The following is a 25,119-nucleotide window of genomic DNA, read 5'->3' on the forward strand; positions in this document are numbered from 1 at the left end:
GCCTTCAACCTTTCTGAGGTAGAGCTACTCGGTGAGTATCGGAAATGGATTTGAGCGAGTATGCAAGCCCTTCCTCATCAAAGAAATTTCGGTATGAATGTTCATACTCGGATTTGACCTGTTGACGGAAGGCTACCATTTCCTCTCGTTTGGTTGGGTCCATATCCGGAATGGCTGCAATGAGACGTTTGGTATAGATGTGTTGCGGATTCTCAAAAATATCATTGGTTGTGCCCTGTTCCACATACCGACCTTTATACATAATTCCTATCTCATCACACATGTGACGGATGATGCCCAGATCGTGACTGATGAACAGATAGGTCAGATTTAATTCTTTTTGAATCTCCTGCATGAAGTTGAGTACCTGAGCCTGTACCGATACATCGAGTGCAGATACAGGTTCATCCGCGATAATTAGCTTCGGCTTCAGTGCAATAGCCCGTGCAATGCCAATCCGTTGACGCTGTCCGCCGGAGAATTCATGCGGATATTTATAGATTGATTCCGGACTCAAGCCAACCTTTTCAAGTAATTCTCTTACTTGTCTTTTCTCCTCAGTAGCTGTCAGACGCTCATAGTTACGAAACGGCTCAGCGATAATATCGATAACCCGCTTCTTTGGATTCAGTGATGAATATGGGTCTTGAAAAATCATTTGTACATCCCGTTGGAGCTGCCTGTTCTTACGTCGCTCCGTAGCCAGATTTTTGCCGTTAAAAAGAATCTTTCCGTCAGTAACATGGTTTAGCCCAATAATGGCTCTGCCTGTTGTTGTCTTTCCTGAACCTGATTCGCCAACCAGACCATAGGTCTGTCCTTGTTCAATGGAGAAGCTAACATCATCAACAGCCTTTACACTGCCAATTTCCCGTTTAAGCAATCCACCGCGAATCGGAAAGTGTATCTTAAGCCCTTCTACTTCGAGTAATGCCATTATGTTATTCCTCCTCAGCTTTGGTCAGGGAAATGAAAGTGCTGGTAACAGGTACACCTTACAAAGTGACCTGGTGCAATTTCATGCATCTGCGGGTTCTCTTCATGAGCCGATTCACTAATCCATGGAATTCGGGCTTTGAATCTGCACCCTTTGCGAGGAAGATTTTTGAGCGATGGTACAATACCTTGGATGACATGTAATTTGGATCCTTCTTCAGACAGGGTGGGAATCGAGTTCAACAGTGAGCGGGTATATGGATGCTTCGCATCGTTCATCAATGTGAAGATATCTGCGATCTCAACAATTTCGCCTGCATACATAACTGCAACGCGATCAGCCATCTCAGCTACGACACCCAGATCATGTGTAATCAGAATAATGCCTGCGTTAATTTCATTCTTCAGATCACGGATTAGCTCCAGAATCTGTAGTTGAATCGTAACGTCAAGCGCCGTCGTTGGTTCATCGGCTATGAGTAGTTCCGGTTTGTTGGCAATCGCAATGGCAATAACAATTCTCTGTCTCATACCACCAGATAATTCGTGGGGATACTGCTTGTATATTTGTTCGGGACGTGGAATCCCTACCTGATTCAATAAATGAATGACCTTTTCTCTCTTCTCTCTGGAAGACAGCTTGGACTGATGAAGTGTGAGAATCTCTTCAATCTGTTCACCAATAATCATTAGAGGATTTAGTGCGGACAATGGGTCCTGAAAAATCATACCCATTTCTTTGCCGCGTAGCTTGTTCAACTTGCTTGGGGAGATGTTGGCAATATCTTGTCCTTTATAGAGAATCTGGCCTTCGATTTTTGCTTTGTTATGCAAACCCATAAGAGAGAATGCAAAAGCACTTTTACCTGACCCAGATTCACCTACAATCGCCAACACTTCATTTTTCTTCACCGTAAGGTTAACGTGATCCACTGCTGCATAATAGTCATCTTCAATTCTGAATGATGTTGTTAGATTTCTGACTTCCAATAGCTCTGTATTCAAATCAATCACCCTAACCCCATAATTTCCGTAGATTGTATTCGTGTGTAGAGGAATGCATCCACTGTATATTTCCAAGTTCTTGAAGATAACGAACAATAGCTTATACAAAATACCAAATTGTTAGGAGAAACAAGTTTAAGAGACTTATATTTAGACCATTGGTCAATTAATGTTGATAATTCCTAGCGGAATTATATATCAAAATAATTAATGTAATCATACGTGTAATTTTAGCTAACGTCAATGCTTATTTTGAGATTTTTGGTATAAATGTTTTTTATACTACAGATTTGGATATTAGTAATACTTTAAAGGCATATAGCAGGGATTTTGAGAGGTGTTATCTTGTTTTTGGCTGGGAGGTGGACATAGGAATTGGTCAAAATAACATATACATAACATAGTGGTTACATCTAGTGTATGTGTATGTTTCAATTTGAGTAGATATTCTTAATTTTGCGTGAGGTAAATGTTACATATATTAGTAGTGATTATATCTCGATCTATAGCTGGATTTTATTTAATGGGAACCGTTATGCTTACAAATGAAATAATCTGTGCGATCAAAGTAAAAAATCTAGTTAATCTAGTATAGTTTTATTTATTTGCTAATGTAAAGACCAAATTGTCATCTTTTATCATTTATTTTACAAAAGAAAGAAAAAAGCCCTGCAAAATGCAGAGCTTATCTAATAATTATTCATTTAAATGTATATAAAATACTCTTTACTGAGAATCAGGAGGTCTTTTACCACGTTTTAACTCATTGATACTCAAGCCAAAATCCATCTGCAAGTGAGGATAGTCCGGAAAGTTTGCCCAGTCTCCACCCCAAGTGAAACCTAACTCTTTGGCGAGATCCACAACTTCCATCCAGTCTGCCTTGCCATTCCCGTTATCATCACGTTCCATATCCCACACCACATCACCGTCAGGCGTCCTCAGTGCAAAATCAATTGCTAATCCGTAGTTATGATATGACTCACCACCACGTGCATTAGTAACGATATTGCCTGCGCTTGAGCGTCCTTGGTTGAATAGTGCGTCTTGTTCCTCGGAACTTCGGTAGCCGTGGGTGATGATAATCTCTATTCCACGTCTGGCTGCCTTACGTACCAATAAACTCTCATTCTCTGCTACCACAGGATGTAGGCCGGTAATTGGCAGAGCTTCTTGGATTGTTGTAAAGGGCCACATGTTATCTATATCACCTTTTTGCTGTAACCATACATATATAATGGAAAGTAAAAGAGTAGCTATAATCCAGGTTTTCAGACTGCTCTTTTTTCTCTGTTTGCCTTTACGTTTTGATGTATTCATATCCACTCCTGGTGTTTATTCTGAAATAAACAGCTATTCCTGCTGCCTGAACCTTTTCAGTAGATTAGACTCTATTATAATTCATTTGAGCCTGGAATGCTTCTATCACCATAGTATTGAATTCTTCCATTTGTTAGAGTGGGTCTGTTATTTCTATTACTTCTATTGATATATACAAAAAAGCAGCCGGCTATAAGCCGACTGCTTCGTATGCAAGCTGAGTAAAAACTACTCAGTTGTGTATGGCAATAATGCGATTTGACGGGAGCGTTTGATTGCAATCGTCAGCATGCGTTGATATTTAGCGCTAGTACCTGTTACACGGCGTGGCAAAATTTTTCCACGTTCGCTGATAAATTTACGAAGCAAGTCCGTATCTTTATAATCGATGTGAGTAATTTTGTTAGCTGTGAAGAAGCACACTTTACGACGTTTATTACGGCCGCCACGACGTGCCGGTCTTTTATCGTTGTCTCCGCCTTCTCTTTGCTTGAAGCCCATGCTTTTCAGTCCTTTCCTATCATGTAACCCATATCTCCTAAGAGTATCAGTTCATGTTAAAATGGCAAATCATCATCCGATATATCAATCGGTTTTCCGTCATCGGAAAAAGGATCCTGATTGTTGCTACGCGAATTATTGTTATTGTTCGCGCGTCCGCCGCCTCCATAAGAAGGCTCTTCACGCATTGGTTGCCCACCGCCGCCACCGCTATTATCACGGTTAGCTGACTCCAAGAAACGGACATTATCGGCAATGACTTCGGTCACGTATACACGTTTTCCTTCGTTATTCTCGTAGTTCCGTACTTGAATGCGTCCTTCGACTGCAGCCAGGCGTCCTTTGCGCAAGTAGTTCGCACAGGTCTCGGCAAGCTGTCTCCAGGTTACGACCGGAATGAAATCGGCTTCCTTTTCTCCCCCTTGGCTTGTAAACGGTCTGTCCACTGCCAAAGTAAATTGCGTAACTGCCACTCCTGCTGGAGTGTAACGCAACTCAGGATCCCGGGTTAACCGGCCGATCAGAATGACACGGTTCAACAATGTAATCCCCTCCTTCAGAGCGTATTGGTGCGTTAATCACGAGTAGTCTTAAGCAGACTTAACGTCGTTGGTAATGAGATAACGAATTACTTCGTCAGAAATCTTCATGAGACGCTCAAGTTCAGTTACAACTGCTGGTTCAGCAGTGAAATGTACCAGAACATAAAAACCATCACGGAATTTCTTGATCTCATACGCAAGACGGCGTTTACCCATAACGTCGTGAGCTGTAACTTCACCACCGCCGTTGGAGATGATGCCTTGGAATTTATCGACTGTAGCTTGAACAACTTCTTGCTCAATGTCAGGACGAATAATGTACATCACTTCATATTTGCGCATAATTTTCACCTCCTTATGGACTCTGGCCCTCAATCTAGGTTGAGAGCAAGGAACGAGCACAAACTCGAACTATATTAATATAACAAATACCGAGTTAAAGTGCAAGCAAACGTTCCCTGTACATATTGGCACATGATCAGCCCGGCTATGGAGCACACTACAGAAGCAACAAAGTAACATAATCTGCAGAGGAGGTTTTATCATGGGTGAAAAAACCGAGTTTGAACCAGGAGACAAAGCCCCAAACGATGGAGAGTACACGGAAGTTGGGGAAAAAAGCTTTGTCACGGAAATTCAGAACCCTAAGCGGGTAACGCTGCAAAAAGGTGAAGCTTTTCCCGAAACAAGCAATCATAATCGCAAGTGGAAGAAGCTGACCAAAGCCCGCGTCCATTAATCACAATACTTTTTTTACGATCCATGTATATAAAACAGAATAAAGCACATAATACAATCAGGCGGTGCACGAGAGAGGTGTGGTTCCGTTGGACAACGAAGCCGATCATTTGCTGTTGGAGATTCATCACGTAATCTAAGAAGCAAGTGGTTATGTGTTGTAAGGCCCTTCGTCTGAAGCACGCGTATTGCTACGTGCAGTACACCAAGTTTCTGATTGTTACGACCGATTGTTTCCTAACAAACAAATGCACCGCCGGATAAAGAGCCCTTCGGGGCTCTTTATTTTTTGTTTTGGTCATTAATGATGCCTTTGATATGGCTACATGTTCAATAAAACGTTATACAAAAAAAAGACTTTCCTAATGGAAAGTCTTCTTATCGATCTTTTTATTAAGCTCAATGTGTATTGAGTAAGTTACAATTGAAGTGGCGGAAAGGGTGGGATTCGAACCCACGCACGCTGTGACACGCCTAACTGATTTCGAGTCAGCCCCCTTGGGCCTCTTGGGTACCTTTCCGCAGCAATATTGATTATAGCATGATCATTTACAGAACGCAATACTCCTACGGAGCCTACATGTAAACGTTATTACGCGTACTGCATACCGAATTATTGCAAGATCAGGATTCAGTGGAATCTTCGGCTGAACGCAATACCTTCTTCATGTTTTTCTCAAATTTCGCTCTTGGAATCAACACGCTATGTTTACATCCGACACACTTGATCCGAATATCCATACCCATACGAATGATCTCCATCTCATTGCTGCCACAGGGATGCTGCTTCTTCATCTGCACGATATCCCCAAGCTGGAAACTTTTACGCTCCACCTGTGCCATCCCCCTCATCTTTCTCCAAAGCTACTGCCTGTTCCAATGCTGCTTGATGACTCATCTCATGATACTCCAGCGTTTTCTTCACATCGCCCTGAATCTGACGTTCCACAGACGCACGAGAGTTAGGCATACATTCGGCTACAATTCGAACCACATACTCTGACGTAGACATCGACTGTATACCGAGTACATCCGGTACCTTCACAATATTTAGATCACGCTCTTCAATTCCAACCAAAGACTTCTTCACCAGGTGTACAGACTCATCGAGACTCAAGTCCGCCTTCATCGGAATATCCACTACAGCCAGCGAATTTGACATGGAGTAGTTCGTTACACTTGCAATCGCCCCGTTCGGGATAATGTGCACCTCGCCTTGCCAGCTGACCAGTTTGGTAGTTCTAAGTCCGATCACCTCAACCGTTCCCTTGTAGGTTCCCGTCTGAATAACATCCCCCACAGCGAATTGATCCTCCAATATAATGAAGAAACCCGTAATAACATCCTTGACCAAACCCTGTGCACCGAAACCAATGGCAAGCCCGAGCACACCGGCACTCGCGAGTAGCGGCCCAACTTGGATATTGATCTCAGATAACAGTAGCAGAATCATAATAAAATTACATGTTATGGAGGTCGCATTTTTCAACAGTTCCCCTACGGTTACGAATCTGCGCGGATTCACGCGAATCTTGCCTTCCTGCTTACGTTCCATGGAACGATCTATAATCCGATATACCACCTTAATGACAATACGGGTGATGATAAAAATAATGATAATCCGAATTGAGCTGAACATAATGTTAAGCCACATATCCGGATCTGCAATTTTGTTCCAGACTTTATCCGTCCAACGAAGGGCTTCACCGACGGCGGTTGCGGTACCATTAGCTATATTCCCTTGAGCAAATTGAAATGGCAACATCCATCATCTCTCCTCTACATCGGTATGTTATCATAGCTGTCTTCTGTTTTGAAATAGAGGCCTCGGATCTCTACGAACTCGTTACGAATGATCTTCTGCACTCGCTCCAGATCCTCTTTTGGAAACTGGATACATAACGCACAACCTGCTGTAATTTCTTTTGGCGTAGGGAACAAATCAATTTCTATCTCGGCAAACTCCAGCAGCATTTCAGCACGCAGTGCCTGCTGGGTTGAATCAAATGCAATCAGCATCCAATCGTTAATCCATTCGTCCATGTTCGTCTCCTTTCGCCATACGTCCAACCCTAGAGAAAAAGCTTGTCCTCGTGAAGTATAAAACGCTCTACCTTTCCATATACTGTTACTACTATTCCAAGGGAAAGGATAGATCCTATGAATCCTACTTCGCGTTCCTTTTCATCACAAGACATGACCAGTTTGAAAATCCCCCATACCGATCCAGGTATTCACTCGGCCATTACCCATCGTTTAATGTTCCATCTCTATAAAGCCCACTCTCTGCAAAATGTAGTGATTGTCTGCATCGGCACAGATCGCTCAACAGGCGACTGCCTTGGTCCTCTGGTCGGATCAGCCCTTTCCAAGTGGGACAGCCCTTTATTCCATCTATATGGTACCTTGGATGAACCAGTCCATGCGATGAACCTGCAAGATACACTCCACAACATACAGAAAACACACCATAACCCTTATGTGATTGGCATTGACGCCTGTCTCGGACAATCATCCAGTGTGGGATGCATTCAAGTTGTCAATGGTCCACTCAAGCCGGGTGCGGGGGTAAATAAAGAATTACCGCCGGTCGGCGATATCCATCTGACAGGTATCGTTAACGTCGGCGGCTTTATGGAATACTTTGTTCTACAGAACACACGGCTCAGTCTTGTTATGCGCATGTCCGAGATTATATCCAGCAGTCTGTACTCGGCCATTCGGGAATGGCATACACGTTCTACTCTGCTTGCTGTGCCAGAGTAATAGCTTCCTTTTCCTCTGGGGACAGAGTATACGTGGACTCTCCCCCTTTAAGAGGTTTGGCATATACGTAAGAACCGTCACGGTTATATATCCCCGTAAGGATCATGCCATCCTGGCTATCATTAATCATGGCCATTGAGAAGCTCAGATCACTGCCACGCTCTCCATAAGCATTGTATCTTTTCACGCCAACTTTACCTTGAATGCGGGTCAGCTTTTGCATGACAACTTGCAGCTGATTCGTTTGCAGTTTGTGTTCATCCTCAATGCTGTCCATCTGAATTTTCAGATTAATCAGCAACGATTCCAGGTCCTCTACTCCACTGCCAGCCATCATGGCTTCATATTTACGTTTAAACTTTCGTAACTTTGCCCCTTGAACAATACTCACAATCAGCAAGATCACCGTAAGTAATGCCATTCCGCCAATAATCCATAACAGCTGTTCCAGAATCAGCTCGTTTAATTCAGCCATGTAATTGCAACTACCCCTCTATATTTTTGATCAGATTAACGTCTGTCCTGTAATATTATCATTCATTATAAATCAACCCGATATCCATAAGCTTAATCAAGCAACCCAGTATCAAATGAGTTCATCATTTCAACTCTAATCTAGTCTGCCCCAGTCAATTCCAACACTGCCTTAACGAGTGCTTCCACATGTTCTCTAGTTGAATTGTATCCCACACTGGCCCTTACTGCTCCGGTAGCAGTTGTACCAGCAGATTCGTGTGCAAGTGGTGTGCAATGAAAACCGGAGCGAACCGCAATCCCATAATTCCGATCCAATCGGAAGGCGAGTTGTGCCGAATCATACCCATCTACAGTAAAAGATACTAATCCGGTGCGTGGCTGTCCAATCTCTGGACCAAGCATTCGAATGCCTTTAACGGAGGACAGCCCATCCATTATATGTTGGGTCAGTTCCCACTCATGTTGGTAGATGAACGCTGGTGTCATCTCAAGTACATGTTTCACACCCGCATTCAGCCCAGCAATCCCAACTGTATTCGGTGTCCCAGCTTCATACCGATCAGGACGCACCTTTGGCTGCTCCAAAGCTTCTGACTGACTTCCTGTTCCTCCATGAAGTAAAGGCTCTATATCGAGCTCTGGAGCAATGTACAAGCCCCCTGTACCCTGAGGACCAAGCAGTCCTTTATGCCCTGGAAAAGCCAACATATCAATGCCCAATTGTTGTACATTCACAGGCATAACCCCAGCACTCTGAGCCGCATCTACCAATAAGATCGCCCGATGTTTACGGCACAGGAGCGATATTTCTCCAATAGGAAGAATACTGCCAAGCAGATTGGAACTATGTGTACATACCACCAATCTGGTATTCGAACGAAACATACGTTCCATTTGCATCAGATCAATGGCTCCCGCAGCATTAACAGGTACATAATCAATCTCTACATTTCGGAGTCTTCGCATGTACTCCAGTGGTCGTCTGACTGAGTTATGTTCAGCCATGGTGGCAATCACATGGTCGCCCTCTCTAAGCGAGCCTTGAATAGCTAGATTTAGCGCTTCTGTCGTATTTGATCCGAATGCAATATCATTCGCATTTTTGATTCCAAAGATATTGGATATGGATTTTCTCGCCTCGAACAATACACGACTTGCCTGAACAGCCATACGGTGACTTCCTCTGCCAGGATTGGCTCCGGCAATCTCCAATGCATTCAACATCGCATCACCGACAGCAGGTGGTTTGGGCCAAGATGTTGCTGCATGATCTAGATAGATAACTCCCTCCACCTCACAACCACCTCTGTCCCATAAATTAATAATTCGTCTGCACATATTGCACATATAACCCTATAAACAAAGAATGACATATCGTTTCTCCATGGTACAGAGGCGATATGTCATGACATGAGTAAGCCCCGCATGTTGTTAATGAATCATAGACCCGACTGTTATTGTAACAATTCCAATAGCCGTTCCAGATCCTGTTGACTGTAGTAGTTGAGCTCAATTTTACCTTTATCTTTATTGTGCTTGATTTTCACTGTTGTTTTGAAACGTTCACGAAGAGATTCTTCCAATGTATCAATGAATGGATCTTTCTTTTTTAACTTCGATTTGGCTTTAGCCTCACCTGTTTTGGAACGATCCAATTGTTGAACAGCTTCCTCCAACTCACGTACACTCCATTGCTGATCAATGGTTTGTTTGGCAAGTTGCTTCACCATAACCTCGTCCTTCACACCCACGATCGCACGTGCATGTCCCATAGATAATGTTCCACGTGAAACATGGTCTTTTACTTCTTCGGGTAATGATAACAGACGTAAGAAGTTAGCAATGTGAGAACGTGATTTACCTACTTTTACAGACAACTCTTCCTGAGTCAACGCGAATTGATCCATTAACCCCTGATAAGCAACTGCAACTTCCATGGCGTTCAGATTCTCCCGCTGCAGGTTCTCAATCAACGCAATCTCCATTACCTGCTGATCACTGAAGTTACGGACTACAGCCGGTACGGTGGCATTACCACAATATTGCGAAGCTCTAAACCGTCGTTCTCCGGCAATAATCTCATAACCTCGTAACACCGGACGAACAATAATGGGTTGTATGACACCATGCTGACGAATGGACTCAGCCAGTTCATGTATTGCGCCCTCATCAAATACTTTACGTGGTTGATAGGGGTTAGCCCGCAGTTGACTAATCGGGATTTCTACGACTTTATCATCGTCATTAATTGAAAGCGAAGGAATGAGGGCATCAAGACCTTTTCCAAGCCGCTTACTCATAAGAAATCACTTCCTTTGCGAGCTCTAAATACACTTCCGCCCCTCTTGAACGAGGGTCATACGTGATAATGGATTGACCATGAGATGGTGCTTCACTAAGCCGTACATTACGCGGAATAATTGTTTGATATACTTTTTGTTGAAAATACTTTTTCACTTCTTCAATAACCTGAATTCCCAGATTGGTCCGCGCATCAAACATCGTCAGCAATACCCCTTCAATCTGCAAGGATGTATTCAGATGTTTCTGTACCAGACGAACCGTATTAAGCAACTGGCTTAATCCTTCAAGTGCATAATACTCACACTGAATCGGAATGATCACCGAATCGGAAGCAGTCAACGAATTGATCGTTAACATACCAAGGGATGGTGGACAATCGATCAGTATGTAATCATAGTTTTTTTTCACCATGGCGAGTGATTTTTTCAGGCGAACTTCCCGTGATATCGTGGACACCAATTCGATCTCGGCTCCGGCAAGCTGAATCGTTGCAGGTATGATATGAAGGCCTTCAATCTGAGTCTCCACAATCGCTTCTTGAGGAGGAACCTCATTGATAATGACATCATATATACAATTAGCCACATCTGCTTTATTGATTCCAACTCCGCTGGTTGTATTCCCCTGAGGGTCAATATCGACAAGCAATACTCTTTTCCCGAGTGAAGCCAGTCCTGCACCCAAGTTAACAGATGTCGTCGTTTTCCCCACACCGCCCTTTTGATTTGCTACGGCCATAATCTTAGACAATTACTTCACCTCAAATAAAATAGGAGTCTTTTCTTGTAGGTTGTGAGATATTGTTAACAAAAAGCAGGCGGCTATCGTCCACACAAACAACAACTACCGTTCCATCAATATACCGACCGTTCTTTATAAATGTCAGACCTAGCTTGCTTTATAGACATAAAAAGCGGCCCATTGCCGCCATAAGCTTCAATTATTTGCGTTTTGGAATATGGATAACGATCTCGTAATGATCCTCATGGTCTGCTTCTTTTGTTTTGATGTCCAGACCTGAGCCAGTTACCATATCAATGGATTGGCGAATCGTATTAAGTGCAAGTCTTACATCCTTGGTAAAGGAAACACGTCTAGATTTTTTAATCTTGGAAGATTCCTTGTAGAAGGCAACACGTGCCTCTGTCTGTTTCACATTCAATTCTTTTTCGATAATCTCACCGAGCAACTTCATCTGCAGTTCTTCCGTATCGAGAGAAAGTAATGCTCTTGCATGCCGTTCAGAAATTTTGCGTTCCATCAATGCGGCCTTAATGCCTTCTGGGAGCTGCAACAACCGAATCTTGTTAGCGATGGTTGACTGGCTTTTGCCGAGTCGTTGTGCCAGACTTTCCTGTGTCAGTTGATGCAAGTCGATCAGCTTCTGATAAGCGACAGCTTCTTCAATTGAAGTCAATCCTTCACGTTGCAAGTTCTCAATCAGTGCAATGGATGCGGCCTGAGAATCGTTGAACTCACGTACAATAGCCGGAATCGTATCCAAACCCAGTTTTCGAACTGCACGCCAGCGACGTTCCCCGGCAATAATCTCATATGATCCATTTCGCACGCGAACGACAATAGGCTGAATTACGCCATGTGTTTTGATCGTCTGCAACAACTCATCAATTTTATCATCATCAAAAATAGTACGGGGTTGATATGGGCTGCTCACAATTTCATTGACCGGAATCTGTTTGATCTCATCTCCGTTATTGCGCTCCGCCAAACCAAACAACTTCGAAAATTGTTCTTTCATTCCGCAGATTACCACCTAGTTTCGTAATAGCTCCCACAGTCTTTGCAGGTGCTTCTTATTCAATAAGCGACCTTTCACATGCATCGTTCTTGGAATAAGTTTTGCCTTTCATAACGCTTTCTGTCATGCAACATCGAACGCATATCCATCTATCTATACATATAATCTATGATCGCTGTGACCCAGGATCGGATACTTCTATTCTATCATCTTTTCTATCATAATCCTATGCTTACCTATTCTTTAAACTCTGCTAATTTTCCTGCTTTTTCTTTGTGAATATTGGAAATATGACGACTTGTACACATTCAATTAATGAATTTGTTCATGAGCTACTGTGCATGAAATTCATCATTACAGGTTCTTTAAGAGATATGTAATACGGAGTATCCGCAATGTTGATCGAGTCCTCCATTTCAGAAAACAAAAAAAAGAGAATGTTTCACGTGAAACATCCTCTTTATCTATGTCTAAAATTCTATTTTGTTTTGACTGAATTCAAAACCATCACGTAACTATATCAGCGGAGTCTTCATTGGAGTACCTGGTTTGCGCGGATACTTATATGGTGTTTTATCAAATTTCTGAATCAGAATGATATGACGCTCTGATTCTTCAACCGGCAGCTGGAATGGATGAACGGCCTTAACCCGTCCTTTCAGCTGATTGAAGCTGAACTCCGCTTCCTTCATTTCTTCACGCGGGTCTCCGCCCTTCATCGCAGCGAATATTCCACTTTTACGAACAAACGGAAGACAGAATTCATTCAGCACAGCCAGCTTGGCTACTGCACGCGCCGTAACGAGATCGTAGCTGTCACGATACCCTTCTTTGCGTCCAATCTCTTCAGCACGGCCATGTACCAACTCGACATCTGTCAGCCCAAGAATATCTACCACATGCTGTAGAAAGCCAATCCGTTTATTTAATGAATCAATGATCGTAAGCTTAATATGCGGGAAACAGATCTTTAGTGGCAATCCCGGAAAACCCGCTCCTGATCCAATGTCAGCAAGCTTATTCACTTTGGTCATGTCAGTATAAAAAGCCAGTGATACCGAATCATAGAAATGTTTTGTATACACTTGCTCCCGATCCGTTATGCCCGTCAGATTCATCTTTTCATTCCAGGATACCAGTTCCTGATAATACAGTTCGAATTGCTCCAATTGGAGTTCGCCCAGTTCTAATCCATGTTTCTTTAAGCGCCGCTGCAGTTGCTGTTGAATATCGTCCATTATTGTCCCCTTGCTGCGGTTACACGGTTATAATGCTCCAGGTAGACCAGCAGAATGGAGATGTCGGCAGGAGTAACTCCAGCAATACGAGAAGCCTGACCAATCGAGATTGGACGAATCGTAGCGAGCTTCTGTTTGGCTTCCATAGCAAGACCATGAATCTCATCATATACGATGGTGTCCGGAATTTTCTTTTTCTCCATCTTTTGCAAACGTTCCACGTGGATCAATTGTTTCTCAATATAACCCGCATATTTAATTTGTATTTCCACTTGTTCTTTCATATCTGCTGTCAGTTCTACCTCAGATGGTGAGAGCTGTTCAATCAGTTCATACCCCAGCTCCGGGCGACGCAGCAAGGTAAGCAACGTACTGCCATCCTGAATAGGTGTAGATCCGTACTCTTCCAGCTTGGCATTCACTTCAACCGGGCGAGCTTTAGCCACTTTCAGACGTGCAACTTCCTGCTCGACTTTCGCCTTTTTATCCAGGAATTTCGCATAACGCTCTTCAGGGATCAGGCCAATGTCATGTCCGATTTCCGTCAAACGCATATCTGCATTATCATGGCGAAGCAACAGACGATATTCAGCGCGTGAAGTCAACAGACGATATGGCTCATTAGTACCCTTCGTTACCAGATCATCAATCAGCACACCAATATAACCTTGGGAACGATCAAGCACAATCGGTTCTTTATCTTGTACTTTGCGTGCTGCATTAATACCAGCCATAACGCCTTGTCCAGCCGCTTCTTCGTAACCCGAAGTACCATTAATCTGACCTGCTGTGAACAGACCTGGCAGACGTTTGGTTTCAAGTGATGGCCACAATTGTGTAGGCACCATCGCATCGTATTCAATCGCATAACCGTTACGCATCATTTCCACTTTTTCCATACCCGGAATGGAGCGCAGAACCGCAAGTTGAACATCTTCTGGCAGACTTGTAGATAATCCCTGCACATAATACTCAGATGTGTTTTTGCCTTCCGGCTCCAAGAAAATCTGATGTTTCGGTTTGTCGCTGAACCGGACAATTTTATCCTCGATGGATGGACAATAACGCGGTCCAGTCCCTTCAATTACACCCGAAAACATCGGTGCACGATGCAGATTATCATTGATAATCTGATGTGTTTCCACAGATGTATACGTCAACCAGCAAGGCAGCTGCTCATTATCGGAAGATTCTGTTTCATAGGAAAAGAACTTCGGCTCATCGTCGCCAGGCTGAATTTCGGTTTTGCTAAAATCAATCGTATCCTTGTGCACACGTGGCGGTGTACCTGTTTTGAAACGAACCAGATCAAAGCCCAGTTCACGCAGATGCTCTGACAATTTAAGAGATGGTTGTTGATTGTTCGGTCCACTCTCATACATCAACTCACCCATGATCACTTTGCCGCGCAAGTATGTGCCTGTTGTCAGTACAACCGCTTTGGCCCGATACTCTGTTCCGGTCTGAGTCACAACGCCTACACATTTTCCGTCTTCAACGATCAGTCGATCTACCATACCCTGACGCATTGTCAGATTACGTTCATTCTCCATCGTTTCCTTCATTTTATGCTGGTAGGAGAATTTATCTGCTTGAGCACGAAGCGCGTGAACAGCAGGCCCTTTACCCGTGTTAAGCATCCGCATCTGAATAAAGGTTTTATCGATATTCCGTCCCATTTCTCCACCAAGTGCATCAATCTCGCGCACAACATGTCCTTTGGCCGGTCCCCCAATAGATGGGTTACAAGGCATAAAGGCCACCATGTCCAGATTGATCGTAATCATTAGTGTTTTGGACCCCATACGAGCTGCGGCCAGCGCGGATTCCACACCAGCATGTCCTGCACCAACGACGATTACATCATAACTGCCGCCATCAAAAGCCATTCCCGTTTACCTCCTTATTCCGCTGCATTTGGTGTAACTCACACAGACGGATCATGTTCTACAATAATGAAACTACTTCTAACCGTTCATCGGAACTTGCATTCCTATCTATATGAAACCAACACGTAATGGCTACAATATCATTCTATCCTTTGACAACAGGCAGAAATTGTACCTTTCCATCATACACTACGATTCAAGTCAATCCGCAGTATATTTTTTTTACTTTCCTAGACAGAACTGGGAGAAAATCTGATCAATTAATGCATCATGTGCCGTATCTCCAACAATCTCGCCCAAATGCTCCCACGCCAAACGAACATCAATCTGAATCATATCGATCGGAATGAACTGCTCTGCTGCTTCATAGGCATCCACGAGGGACTGCTTCGCTTTTTTGAGCAAAGCAATATGACGCACATTACTGACATAGGTCAGATCTGCGGACTCCAGTTTACCACTGAAGAATAGCGTAGAGATGGCATCTTCCAGTCGATCGACACCCAGATCATCTTTCACCGACATCGGTACAAGCCGTTCTTCCGGAATGTAACGAAGCAGCACGTCACGTTCTACCTGTGGCGTTAAGTCCATTTTATTCATAATGATTATCGATTGTCTACCGCGGATTTGTTCCAATAATTCAATCTCATCGGGATGAAGTGGCTCCGCAGCATTCACAACCATTAAGATCAGATCGGCTTCACTTACCGCAGAACGAGAGCGTTCTACCCCAATCTTCTCTACAACGTCCATCGTTTCCCGGATTCCTGCCGTATCCAGCAATTTCAGCGGGATATTATTGATCGTAATGAACTCTTCAATTACATCACGAGTTGTTCCTGGAATGTCCGTGACGATAGCTCGATTGTCTTGCGCAAGTGTATTCATCAATGAGGATTTACCCACGTTAGGTCGTCCAACGATTGCCGTCGTGATACCTTCTCGCAGGATCTTTCCTTGTTCTGCTGTAGTCAGCAATTTATCAATTTCAGTCATAACCTGACTGGACTTTTCTTTGATAAAATCAGACGTTAACGACTCCACATCATGCTCTGGATAATCGATATTTACTTCAATATGAGCCAGTGTTTCCACCAGTGTATATCGTAGATCACGCAGTTTGGAGGACAGCTTGCCTTCAACCTGTTTTAATGCAACCGAGAAAGCTCGATCCGATTTGGAACGAATAAGATCCATGACACCTTCCGCCTGAGACAGGTCAATCCGCCCATTAAGGAAAGCACGCTTCGTGAACTCACCGGGTTCAGCCAGACGAATATCAAGCTGTAGCAGCAGGTCCATGACCCGTTTTACGGATACCACACCGCCGTGCGCACTGATCTCCACCACATCTTCTGTTGTGAATGACCGAGGTGCTCGCATGACTGTTACCAGCACTTCCTCGATCTTCTCCCCATTAACGGGATCTATGATATGACCATAATGAACTGTGTGAGATGCCGCCTGAGTTAAAGGGGTTTTGCTGCGAAAAATCTTTTCCGTCTCCGACACTGCATCCGGGCCGCTGACCCGGATCACGGCGATACCCGCCTCTCCGACAGCTGTTGATATCGCTGTGATCGTATCACTGATCATGGTTATCTCTCCTTGCTCTATTTTAAAATTGCCGCCCCTCGTGGGACGCCATATCCATTTTCAAATCTATTAATGATATAACATATGACATGCCACTTATCGTATTAAGTTCACTCTTTACTTGTTCTACGCACCTTATCAAATTGCTTCTGTACGAAAAAAGCAATGGCTTCTGCACCGGGCAGGAAGCCATTGCGTCTTCAATTTCGTGTTATTTCGTCGTAATAACCACACGCCGATTAGGCTCCTCGCCCTTACTTAACGTCTTAATCTGCGGATGATTTTGCAGTTTTGCATGGATGACTTTCCGTTCGAGCGGAGGCATTGGTTCCAGTACAACTTCCTTACCAGTACGAATTGCTTGTCCAGCCAACCGTTCAGCCAGATCCTCCAGTGTCTTCCGCCGACGTTGACGGAAATTCTCCGCGTCGAGCACAATTCGAACGAAGCTTTCCGAATATCGGTTCGCTACAATGTTCGTTAGATACTGAAGCGCATCCAGCGTCTGTCCACGTCTGCCAATAATCATGCCCAGATCTTCGCCGGCAATATTGAAGATATGTCCATCCCGCTGTTTTTTGATATGCACTTCAACATCCAGTCCCATACCTGCTGCGACCTCTTTCAAGAAAGCAGCCGCTTCTTCATAGGGATTTTTAGCTGCGACATCCTCAAGTAATGCATCTACTTCAGTTTTGTATGCAGCTGGCTTGATCGGCTGTGGAACAACTTCCGGTGCAGGCAATAATTTCACTTCAACTTTGGCCGCCCTAACCCCGAACAAACCCAGGAATCCTTTTGACGGCTGCTCTAACACTTGTATCTCGACCTTGTCCCGACTTACGCCAAGCTCGGTCAATCCTTGGTTTACAGCATCTTCAACGGTTTTTCCTGACGTAATGACTTTGGTCATTTCGATTTTTTGGCCCCTTTCGACCCTTTTCCAGAGACGGTCGCTTTGCCACCGTTTTTGCGTTTAGCTCCATTTTTGGAAGAGCTATTCTGCTTCACGTTGACCTCAGCCACGATTTTATCATTATTCCGGTAAAGGAAATAGTTTTGCACGATCGTGTAGATGTTACTGTAGAACCAGTACAGCGGAAGTGCTGACGGGAACTGGTAGGACATCACGAAGATCAAAATTGGATATACCCAAAGCATAAACTGCATCGGACCAACTTGCTGTGCAGGGTTCATACGCATCATCATCCATGTTTGAATGAATGTTGTAATGGCAGCCAGCACTGGCAAAATAAACAGGTGATCCGGTTCCCCGAGCTGGAGCCACAAGAAATCATGTGTTCTCAGACTGGAGTTTCCGTAAATTGAGTTATAAAGTGCGATGTAAATCGGCATCTGAATGATAAGCGGCAGACAACCCGCCATCGGATTAACTTTATTCTCCTGAAACAACTTCATTGTTTCTTGCTGAACTTTCTCAGGTGTATCTTTAAACTTGGCTTGAATCTCCTTCAGCTGCGGCTGAATCGCCTGCATAGCTTTGGAGCTACGGACTTGTTTCATTGTTAATGGTAAAATCAATGTCCGCACAATAAGCACCATCACGAGGACGGCCAGTCCATATTCACCGTTAAACCAGTTGGCGAATGTATCCAGCGCCAGTGAGAACCAGTACACAACATTGCTTTGCCAGAATGAGCCACTATTCTTCAGATCTTCCGTAGTAACCCCGGCTCCTTGTGGAGTACATCCGGCGAGTACAGTGACCATTGCAATGACTGCAATGAGGAGAATCCACTTCCCCTTTGATGTCTTCAATCGCGACACTTCATAACCCCTCTCTTAACCATTCCATTCCACCGTAAATCATACCATAATTAGGAGGACAAATAAACCGAAGCTTACCGCTTGCTCGACTTCAAAAGAGAGCCCTTTCGCATCGCATGTAGCAGGCTTTTTTCCATTTCCTTATAGGGCATGTCCAGTGCACCTTTTCTGACGATAAAAATCAGATCCATCTGCGTGACGATCTCATGCTCATGATGACGAACAATTTCCTTGATCATGCGTCTCATCCGGTTGCGTACGACAGCGTTTCCGATTTTCTTGCTGCATGATACGCCGACCCGAAATTGTTCCGTATCTTTACGGCGACAGCCATACACCACGAATTGATGATTGGCAAACGATTTCCCATACCGGTATACGCGGCTAAAGTCCGCCCGGTTTCGTAGACGCAGTCTTTTATACACGGCGCTTCTCCTTGCTGTTCTCCACCATTGTTATTGACGGAGGCCTCATTACTGATTTAGTATAGGCTTTCTTGAATGACGGTAAACCGTCTTGGCGACAACTTCATTTGGGATGACTGTTTATCAGCTACTTGAACTGATCAGCATTCATCCGGGATGATTGTTGATTGGCCATTTAACCAAGCAAACATTCATCATTATATAAGGTAAGTTTTCGAAAAATGGAAAACTCACTCAACATACTTCATATGTGTTCAGCACTTTTTCGCAGACCATTCAGACCTGATCTGTAGCAGCATCCAGTCTGATTTGAGCTAATTAAGAAAAAAAAGACCACCTCGGTGGTCTTCAATGCATTAAGCACTCAGGTTTTTACGGCCTTTAAGGCGACGTGCGGCCAAAATTTTACGGCCGTTGCTCGTGCTCATTCTTTTCCGGAAACCATGAACTTTTTTACGTTTGCTAACGTTCGGTTTGAATGTAGGTCTCAATGTATTGCACCTCCTCACAAGGAAATACTTATGTGATGAATCACTTTCATCTTCACAGAAAACACCTTTATATATTTAACCATGACCACCTGGAAAAGTCAACTGCAAGGCGTAAGGCTTCTCCCTCTTTTATATACACTCTTCATCCCACCCAAAGTAATGGCCACAGTCCGTTCACTTCCATACCATGACCAAGCCCCGAAGAGAGTCCTGAAAGTTATCCCCAGACCCCGATCAGATCACCCTATTTCAGCATTTATAGTTATCCACACCCTCCAATACCCGCTATCTCCTTCATTACATCCTGTTTAAAGTTATTCACATGTGGATAATGATTATAGGCTATAAATATCGTCGAATTCTAATCAGGTTGTATCCGCTTCAATTAAGGTTTACAAGCTTTTGAGAAAGGTGTAGGATAAAAATCACATCTTGTATACAAGTATATGGATGAAGCTGATTTACTTACCCGCCTTTAGTAGTCCTTTGAAAAAAACATTAGCCGTTAGCTTGTAGCTACAGACTATGGATTGAACTGAATGTCCAGTCCGCAAAATAGTTATGCTATGATCAGTAATGAACTGATTACTTATTAATAGGAGCGTTAGCCATATGTTATTTCCTTCTTCCTGGCTTCAAGGAGCATCCCGTGGTGAAGCCATTGCCTGCGAATTAAGGCTGCGGATCATCAGTGGTACCCTTCGACCTGGAGAGATTTTGTCGGAAAATCGAATTGCGGCTGATTTTGACAGCAGTCGCTCACCTGTCCGTGAAGCCTTACGTACATTGTCCAATGAAGGACTTATCCGACTTGAACGTATGGGTGTCGTTGTCATTGGACTACGAATCAAGGATGTCGAAGAATTGTATGATGTACGTTTCCTGATTGAAAGTTTTGTGCAGCAGCGACTCGCAGGTGATGTTCCAGACTCATTAATCACCCAGTTGCGTAACGTGATCGACAAAATGCAACTTGCTGGACGACATCAGGACGCTGTCGAATTCGCCTACCAGGATCTCGTTTTCCATGAAACGATTATTGAAGCCGCTCAGCATTCCCGTATCTCACATCTATGGAAGAGTATTCGATATGTTGTGATGACCGTTATGCTGCTCACGACGCGCAGAGTATTCGTTCAAGGCGAACAGAAAGTAAGCGCTGTAATTGAGAAACACCGTTTGCTCGTTCAAGCACTGGAGTCTGGTGACAAAATGCTCATTCAGGCTGGAGTCCGCACGTATTTCCAAGATTCCGGTAAAACCCTGCACGAAAGCTTTGATTCCTAAAAGGAGCAAGGCGTTTGCAATCATATCCGCTGTGAGTGATTGCGGTTCAACTTGTCGACAAGTATACAAAACGCGATTTGTTTTCATTTTGGGCATGATAAAACTACATTTCTCGCCAACACCTCTTCTAATTAGTACCGGCACGAAAAAATTGTTGACGATAATCTCACTTGTAAGCGTTCTATATCAGAAATAAAGGAGCACATAACATCATGAGCACTCTTTTTGGACTATCCCACAACGCAACATTATTGGTTTGGACGTTAATTGCGATAGTTTTTCTGATCGTCTTGATCTCCAAGTATAAATGGAATCCTTTTATCACCCTGCTGTTGTCCGCATTAATGCTCGGTTTGCTTACAGGCATGAAACCTGCCGATGTGATCTCTTCCATTACCGGGGGACTTGGCGGCACACTTGGAACCATTGCAATTGTTATTGCTCTCGGTACGATGCTTGGTAAGATGATGGCCGAATCTGGCGGTGCCGAGCGCATTGCAACTACATTGGTTGATCGGTTCGGTGTGAAACGTGTGCACTGGGCCATGATGATTGTTGGATTTATCGTTGGTATTCCCGTTTTCTTTGAAGTCGGCGTGATTTTGATGATTCCCATCATTTTCACCGTTGCACGTAAAACCAATATGTCTCTGCTGCAGATTGGTATTCCCATTTTGGCCGGTTTATCGACTGTACACGGTTTGGTCCCACCCCACCCAGCGCCAATGATAGCGATTGAAGCTTACAGCGCGGATCTGGGTAAAACCATTTTGTACTCCCTTATTGTTGGTATTCCTACAGCGATTATTGCAGGTCCTTTGTTTGGTAAATTTATTGGCAAAAGAATACACACCGAACCGCCAGCTGAACTGGCTGAACAATTCGCAACCAAAACAAACAGCAACATGCCTGGGTTTGGTATCACCCTGTTTACCATATTGCTGCCGGTTATTCTGATGCTGATTGGTTCCATAGCCAGCATCATTGACCCAAATGCCACAAGCGGCTTCACCGTTTTCAGTGAATTTATCGGTCATGAGATCATTGCTCTGCTGATTTCAGTTGTATTTGCCCTCTTTTCACTCGGCTTTGCACGTGGATTCACCAAACACGATATTTCTCGCTTCACCAGTGAATGTCTGGCGCCTACGGCGACCATCATTCTCATTATTGGCGGAGGCGGTGCCTTCAAACAGGTATTGATCAATAGTGGTGTGGGCAACGCCATTGCGGATGTCGCTACCCATGCCAACATCAACGTGATCCTGTTTGCCTGGCTTGTCGCTGCGCTCATTCGTGTAGCTACCGGTTCAGCAACCGTAGCTATGACAACTGCTGCCGGCATTGTCGCTCCCGTGCTTGCACTCACACCAGGTACCAATATTGAGCTGGTTGTACTCGCCACAGGTGCAGGGTCACTCATCTTGTCCCATGTGAACGATGCGGGATTCTGGATGATCAAAGAATTCTTTAATATGAGCGTTTCCCAGACATTGAAAACGTGGACCGTTATGGAAACACTATTATCCGTGGTCGGACTGATCTTTATATTGCTGCTAAGTACAGTGGTATAAATGGAGTCTCTATAGTAGAAAAAAATTAAATCTCATCGCTTTCTGAAGAAAGAAGGATTAAATATATGAACAACTACATGATTGGGGTCGATATTGGTACAACCAGTACCAAATCCGTGTTATTTACCGAGCAAGGGTCCGTCATCAGTACTTCAACACAGGAATACCCTTTGTATACCCCTGCACCCGATGTTGCCGAGCAGGACCCCGAAGAGATTGTACAGGCGGCCCTCCGCTCTGTCCGAGGAGTCATGGATCAGAGCGGCGTTGCTGCCGAGCAGATCCTGTTTGTATCCTGCAGCTCGGCTATGCATAGTGTCATTGCCATGGGACAGGATAACAAACCCTTAACCCGTTGCATCACCTGGGCGGATAATCGAAGTGCAGCTTGGTCTGTCCAGCTGCAAGAGAATGGATTGGGCCATCGCATCTATCTGCGCACAGGTACACCGATCCATCCCATGTCACCGCTGACCAAATTAATGTGGCTACGCCACGATGAACCTGAACTTTTTGAGCGAACAGCCAAATTCATTTCGATTAAAGAATATCTGTTCTTCCGTCTATTCGGACAATATGTCGTCGACCATTCCATCGCTTCCTGCACGGGCTTGCTCAATCTGGAACAACTGGACTGGGACGCAGAAGCCCTTGAGATTGCAGGCATTACACCCGACCATCTCTCGAAGCTCGTACCTACAACACATATATTAGAAGGAATGAATCACGAATCGGCTGAAAAAATGGCTCTCTCCCCCTCTACGCCCTTTGTTATTGGCGCAAGTGACGGGGTTTTGTCCAATCTCGGCGTGAACGCTATTGAACCTGGTGTTGTCGCAGCAACCATCGGAACCAGTGGTGCTATTCGCACTGTCGTGGACCGTCCGGTTACCGACCCCAAAGGTCGGACCTTCTGTTACGCCCTCACAGAGAATCTTTGGGTCATTGGCGGACCTGTGAATAACGGTGGCATGTTATTTCGCTGGGTGCGGGATGAATTTGCAGCGTCTGAAGTGGAGACAGCGAAGCGACTTGGCATCAATTCCTATGATGTTCTAACCAAAATTGCCGAACGTGTCCGCCCGGGATCGGAAGGGCTTCTGTTCCACCCGTACCTATCGGGCGAACGCGCCCCATTGTGGAATCCAGATGCCCGTGGCTCCTTTTTTGGCTTAACACTCCATCATCAGAAAGAGCATATGATCCGCGCTGTTCTGGAAGGGGTCATTTTCAACCTATACACGGTACTGCTCGCCATGGAAGAACAGATTGGGCAACCTACCTCCATTCAAGCCACAGGTGGGTTTGCACGCTCTCCTCTCTGGCGCCAGATGATGTCTGATATCTTCAATCAGGAAGTGGTTGTACCCGAGAGCTTCGAAAGTTCCTGTCTGGGTGCCGTCGTGCTTGGTTTGTACGCTACTGGGCGGATCAAATCGCTTCATGCCGTTTCTTCCATGGTGGGTACAACACATCGACATACCCCTGTCAAAGAGAATGCTGTACTTTACCAGGAGCTGCTGCCCATCTTTATTCGGATCTCTCGCAAACTGGAGGAGGAATACGCAGATATCGCTGAATTCCAGCGTAAGATGTCCCTTCCCCGTCTCTAAATCATCAATCCATACCTCGTTTCTGCACCAAAAAAAGAGGGTGTGCCCTAAAACCAAAAATCGGTTTTAGGGCACACCCTCTTTTGCTATAAATTCATAAAATGTCGTTTGGATTCATATCATACATTCATACACTTCTACCTCAATATTTGAGTTTCGGCTTAGCTCTTCATTCCGGATAATTCATATACCACTTGTCTTAAAATGAATTCCTCTTTGTTCATTATCCATCTATATCGATGATCACAGATCGCCATCTCCTCAGAAACCAAATCACATTTCTTGTTTTACGATACGCCAAGTTGGATCTTTTCCGCCTTCCAGCCTTACGCTAAATGCATGGATTTTATCCTCTACCCTTTGGCCAAAAAACACGAGGGTGAGAGGTAACTCATTTCCGATCTCGATTACGCTCCATTTTCACTTCACGGTTATCCACAGACAGGTTATTCACAAACCAAGAATACTTTTACACACAATTTGGCATCATTTGACGGATAACCTGTGTATAAAACATTTTTGGTTTTTGGGTCTTTCTGTCGAAAATTAAACAGTTTATAAACAATATATTGTGTTGTGACTAAAAATTATACACAAGTTATTGAATTTGTGGATAAAATCACGCGATACGTTGAAATGCGGGGTTTCTTTTGCTATGATTGTATTACTTTTGGATGTGAATATGTGATCTGACCCATAATATTATCAACAGCCTGTGGATAAAGTTGTGAACAATTTTCCGTTGTTCATACTTTTTTTGTTTTCGACCTGCGGGGGTTTGGGGATAAATTCAACAATATATCTCGTATTTCGACACTGCATCATGGCTTAAGCCACACTTGGAACATGTAAAAGGAGTGACAGTCT

At 44.2% G+C, this 25,119-nt stretch carries 26 protein-coding genes and 1 tRNA gene; 5 read left to right on the forward strand and 22 right to left on the reverse strand.

All coding sequences use genetic code 11. The features are described 5' to 3' along the window. Positions 1–4 precede the first annotated feature (4 nt). The 6 genes from V6669_RS30220 to rpsF form a co-directional block, all read right to left on the reverse strand. Positions 5–937, reverse strand: coding sequence for an ATP-binding cassette domain-containing protein (locus V6669_RS30220; RefSeq protein ID WP_338589641.1), 933 nt, complete (start codon positions 935–937; stop codon positions 5–7). Positions 938–951: 14 nt separating this feature from the next. Continuing rightward, positions 952–1,941, reverse strand: a complete 990-nt coding sequence (locus V6669_RS30225) for an ABC transporter ATP-binding protein (RefSeq protein ID WP_026081379.1) — start codon at positions 1,939–1,941, stop codon at positions 952–954. A 726-nt stretch (positions 1,942–2,667) separates the two neighbouring features. Next, positions 2,668–3,261, reverse strand: a complete 594-nt coding sequence (locus tag V6669_RS30230) for a M15 family metallopeptidase (RefSeq protein WP_338589645.1) — start codon at positions 3,259–3,261, stop codon at positions 2,668–2,670. 228 nt (positions 3,262–3,489) lie between these two features. Continuing rightward, positions 3,490–3,762, reverse strand: coding sequence for a 30S ribosomal protein S18 (gene rpsR / locus V6669_RS30235; protein ID WP_017691433.1), 273 nt, complete (start codon positions 3,760–3,762; stop codon positions 3,490–3,492). A gap of 56 nt (positions 3,763–3,818) precedes the next feature. Next, the gene (ssb, locus tag V6669_RS30240; RefSeq protein WP_017691432.1) at positions 3,819–4,304 is read right to left on the reverse strand and encodes a single-stranded DNA-binding protein; all 486 of its coding nucleotides are present in this window, start codon (positions 4,302–4,304) and stop codon (positions 3,819–3,821) included. 48 nt (positions 4,305–4,352) lie between these two features. Beyond that, positions 4,353–4,646, reverse strand: a complete 294-nt coding sequence (gene rpsF, locus V6669_RS30245; RefSeq protein ID WP_036611944.1) for a 30S ribosomal protein S6 — start codon at positions 4,644–4,646, stop codon at positions 4,353–4,355. Between the two features lie 202 nt (positions 4,647–4,848). On the opposite strand from rpsF, the gene V6669_RS30250 reads away from it, so the two are divergent. Then, positions 4,849–5,043, forward strand: coding sequence for a YjzC family protein (locus V6669_RS30250; protein ID WP_036671877.1), 195 nt, complete (start codon positions 4,849–4,851; stop codon positions 5,041–5,043). A gap of 429 nt (positions 5,044–5,472) precedes the next feature. Here V6669_RS30250 and V6669_RS30255 read toward each other — a convergent pair. The 4 genes from V6669_RS30255 to V6669_RS30270 form a co-directional block, all read right to left on the reverse strand. Beyond that, positions 5,473–5,563, reverse strand: a tRNA-Ser gene (locus tag V6669_RS30255). Positions 5,564–5,666: 103 nt separating this feature from the next. After that, positions 5,667–5,876 (reverse strand): DUF951 domain-containing protein, encoded by a 210-nt coding sequence (locus V6669_RS30260; protein WP_036611950.1) that lies wholly within the window; start codon positions 5,874–5,876, stop codon positions 5,667–5,669. After that, positions 5,866–6,696 carry a mechanosensitive ion channel family protein gene (locus V6669_RS30265; RefSeq protein ID WP_338595095.1) on the reverse strand — a complete coding sequence of 277 codons (831 nt, stop codon included), beginning with the start codon at positions 6,694–6,696 and terminating at the stop codon, positions 5,866–5,868. Before V6669_RS30265 ends, V6669_RS30260 begins: the two co-directional genes overlap by 11 nt. Positions 6,697–6,821: 125 nt before the next feature. Beyond that, positions 6,822–7,085 (reverse strand): DUF3343 domain-containing protein, encoded by a 264-nt coding sequence (locus V6669_RS30270; protein WP_017691427.1) that lies wholly within the window; start codon positions 7,083–7,085, stop codon positions 6,822–6,824. A 117-nt stretch (positions 7,086–7,202) separates the two neighbouring features. Here V6669_RS30270 and yyaC point away from each other — a divergent pair, with 117 nt between their 5' ends. Continuing rightward, the gene (yyaC, locus tag V6669_RS30275) at positions 7,203–7,808 is read left to right on the forward strand and encodes a spore protease YyaC (protein WP_036611957.1); all 606 of its coding nucleotides are present in this window, start codon (positions 7,203–7,205) and stop codon (positions 7,806–7,808) included. Here yyaC and V6669_RS30280 read toward each other — a convergent pair. The 12 genes from V6669_RS30280 to rpmH form a co-directional block, all read right to left on the reverse strand. Continuing rightward, entirely contained in the window at positions 7,783–8,283 is a 501-nt protein-coding gene (locus tag V6669_RS30280) for a DUF4446 family protein (protein WP_036671879.1), read from the reverse strand. The genes yyaC and V6669_RS30280 overlap by 26 nt on opposite strands. A 140-nt stretch (positions 8,284–8,423) precedes the next feature. Further along, positions 8,424–9,578, reverse strand: a complete 1,155-nt coding sequence (locus V6669_RS30285) for an aminotransferase class V-fold PLP-dependent enzyme (RefSeq protein ID WP_338589653.1) — start codon at positions 9,576–9,578, stop codon at positions 8,424–8,426. 161 nt (positions 9,579–9,739) lie between these two features. Further along, on the reverse strand, positions 9,740–10,585 hold the full coding sequence (locus V6669_RS30290) for a ParB/RepB/Spo0J family partition protein (RefSeq protein ID WP_062836525.1): 846 nt from the start codon (positions 10,583–10,585) through the stop codon (positions 9,740–9,742). Beyond that, on the reverse strand, positions 10,578–11,339 hold the full coding sequence (locus V6669_RS30295; RefSeq protein WP_024629525.1) for an AAA family ATPase: 762 nt from the start codon (positions 11,337–11,339) through the stop codon (positions 10,578–10,580). The genes V6669_RS30290 and V6669_RS30295 overlap by 8 nt, the downstream gene beginning before the upstream one ends. 190 nt (positions 11,340–11,529) lie before the next feature. Next, a complete protein-coding gene (noc, locus tag V6669_RS30300) occupies positions 11,530–12,348 on the reverse strand; it encodes a nucleoid occlusion protein (RefSeq protein ID WP_091012196.1) in 819 nt (272 codons plus the stop codon). A 515-nt stretch (positions 12,349–12,863) separates the two neighbouring features. Next, positions 12,864–13,586 (reverse strand): 16S rRNA (guanine(527)-N(7))-methyltransferase RsmG, encoded by a 723-nt coding sequence (gene rsmG / locus V6669_RS30305; protein ID WP_036611970.1) that lies wholly within the window; start codon positions 13,584–13,586, stop codon positions 12,864–12,866. Beyond that, positions 13,586–15,475 (reverse strand): tRNA uridine-5-carboxymethylaminomethyl(34) synthesis enzyme MnmG, encoded by a 1,890-nt coding sequence (mnmG, locus tag V6669_RS30310; protein WP_091035227.1) that lies wholly within the window; start codon positions 15,473–15,475, stop codon positions 13,586–13,588. The genes rsmG and mnmG overlap by 1 nt, the downstream gene beginning before the upstream one ends. Before the next feature lie 222 nt (positions 15,476–15,697). Beyond that, a complete protein-coding gene (gene mnmE, locus V6669_RS30315; RefSeq protein WP_124118699.1) occupies positions 15,698–17,074 on the reverse strand; it encodes a tRNA uridine-5-carboxymethylaminomethyl(34) synthesis GTPase MnmE in 1,377 nt (458 codons plus the stop codon). A 211-nt stretch (positions 17,075–17,285) separates the two neighbouring features. Further along, positions 17,286–17,987, reverse strand: coding sequence for an RNA-binding cell elongation regulator Jag/EloR (gene jag, locus V6669_RS30320; protein WP_338589662.1), 702 nt, complete (start codon positions 17,985–17,987; stop codon positions 17,286–17,288). After that, positions 17,984–18,862, reverse strand: a complete 879-nt coding sequence (locus V6669_RS30325) for a YidC/Oxa1 family membrane protein insertase (protein WP_338589664.1) — start codon at positions 18,860–18,862, stop codon at positions 17,984–17,986. The genes jag and V6669_RS30325 overlap by 4 nt, the downstream gene beginning before the upstream one ends. 74 nt (positions 18,863–18,936) lie before the next feature. Then, entirely contained in the window at positions 18,937–19,287 is a 351-nt protein-coding gene (gene rnpA, locus V6669_RS30330) for a ribonuclease P protein component (RefSeq protein ID WP_036611981.1), read from the reverse strand. A 356-nt stretch (positions 19,288–19,643) separates the two neighbouring features. Beyond that, positions 19,644–19,778 carry a 50S ribosomal protein L34 gene (gene rpmH, locus V6669_RS30335; protein ID WP_017691413.1) on the reverse strand — a complete coding sequence of 45 codons (135 nt, stop codon included), beginning with the start codon at positions 19,776–19,778 and terminating at the stop codon, positions 19,644–19,646. Between the two features lie 612 nt (positions 19,779–20,390). Between rpmH and V6669_RS30340 the strand changes: the two genes are divergently transcribed. The 3 genes from V6669_RS30340 (at position 20,391) to gntK (ending at position 24,252) form a co-directional block, all read left to right on the forward strand. Further along, positions 20,391–21,065 (forward strand): GntR family transcriptional regulator, encoded by a 675-nt coding sequence (locus V6669_RS30340; protein WP_338589669.1) that lies wholly within the window; start codon positions 20,391–20,393, stop codon positions 21,063–21,065. Between the two features lie 212 nt (positions 21,066–21,277). Beyond that, entirely contained in the window at positions 21,278–22,639 is a 1,362-nt protein-coding gene (locus V6669_RS30345; protein ID WP_338589671.1) for a gluconate:H+ symporter, read from the forward strand. Between the two features lie 65 nt (positions 22,640–22,704). Then, a complete protein-coding gene (gntK, locus tag V6669_RS30350; RefSeq protein ID WP_338589673.1) occupies positions 22,705–24,252 on the forward strand; it encodes a gluconokinase in 1,548 nt (515 codons plus the stop codon). The last annotated feature ends 867 nt before the right edge of the window (positions 24,253–25,119 follow it).

The organism is Paenibacillus sp. Y5S-9, from assembly GCF_036894235.1.
In the GTDB taxonomy this organism is placed as follows: domain Bacteria; phylum Bacillota; class Bacilli; order Paenibacillales; family Paenibacillaceae; genus Paenibacillus.

Excerpts from the sequence above, each read along its gene's own strand:
- V6669_RS30290 (WP_062836525.1), bottom strand. The coding sequence starts at position 10,585 with ATGAGTAAGCGGCTTGGAAAAGGTCTTGATGCCCTCATTCCTTCGCTT.
- mnmE (WP_124118699.1), bottom strand. The coding sequence starts at position 17,074 with ATGATCAGTGATACGATCACAGCGATATCAACAGCTGTCGGAGAGGCG.
- mnmG (WP_091035227.1), bottom strand. The coding sequence starts at position 15,475 with ATGGCTTTTGATGGCGGCAGTTATGATGTAATCGTCGTTGGTGCAGGA.
- V6669_RS30265 (WP_338595095.1), bottom strand. The coding sequence starts at position 6,696 with ATGTGGCTTAACATTATGTTCAGCTCAATTCGGATTATCATTATTTTT.
- V6669_RS30230 (WP_338589645.1), bottom strand. The coding sequence starts at position 3,261 with ATGAATACATCAAAACGTAAAGGCAAACAGAGAAAAAAGAGCAGTCTG.
- yyaC (WP_036611957.1), top strand. The coding sequence starts at position 7,203 with ATGAATCCTACTTCGCGTTCCTTTTCATCACAAGACATGACCAGTTTG.
- gntK (WP_338589673.1), top strand. The coding sequence starts at position 22,705 with ATGAACAACTACATGATTGGGGTCGATATTGGTACAACCAGTACCAAA.
- rsmG (WP_036611970.1), bottom strand. The coding sequence starts at position 13,586 with ATGGACGATATTCAACAGCAACTGCAGCGGCGCTTAAAGAAACATGGA.
- V6669_RS30280 (WP_036671879.1), bottom strand. The coding sequence starts at position 8,283 with ATGGCTGAATTAAACGAGCTGATTCTGGAACAGCTGTTATGGATTATT.
- noc (WP_091012196.1), bottom strand. The coding sequence starts at position 12,348 with ATGAAAGAACAATTTTCGAAGTTGTTTGGTTTGGCGGAGCGCAATAAC.
- rpsR (WP_017691433.1), bottom strand. The coding sequence starts at position 3,762 with ATGGGCTTCAAGCAAAGAGAAGGCGGAGACAACGATAAAAGACCGGCA.
- rpsF (WP_036611944.1), bottom strand. The coding sequence starts at position 4,646 with ATGCGCAAATATGAAGTGATGTACATTATTCGTCCTGACATTGAGCAA.
- V6669_RS30220 (WP_338589641.1), bottom strand. The coding sequence starts at position 937 with ATGGCATTACTCGAAGTAGAAGGGCTTAAGATACACTTTCCGATTCGC.
- V6669_RS30270 (WP_017691427.1), bottom strand. The coding sequence starts at position 7,085 with ATGGACGAATGGATTAACGATTGGATGCTGATTGCATTTGATTCAACC.
- V6669_RS30345 (WP_338589671.1), top strand. The coding sequence starts at position 21,278 with ATGAGCACTCTTTTTGGACTATCCCACAACGCAACATTATTGGTTTGG.
- V6669_RS30340 (WP_338589669.1), top strand. The coding sequence starts at position 20,391 with ATGTTATTTCCTTCTTCCTGGCTTCAAGGAGCATCCCGTGGTGAAGCC.
- jag (WP_338589662.1), bottom strand. The coding sequence starts at position 17,987 with ATGACCAAAGTCATTACGTCAGGAAAAACCGTTGAAGATGCTGTAAAC.
- V6669_RS30250 (WP_036671877.1), top strand. The coding sequence starts at position 4,849 with ATGGGTGAAAAAACCGAGTTTGAACCAGGAGACAAAGCCCCAAACGAT.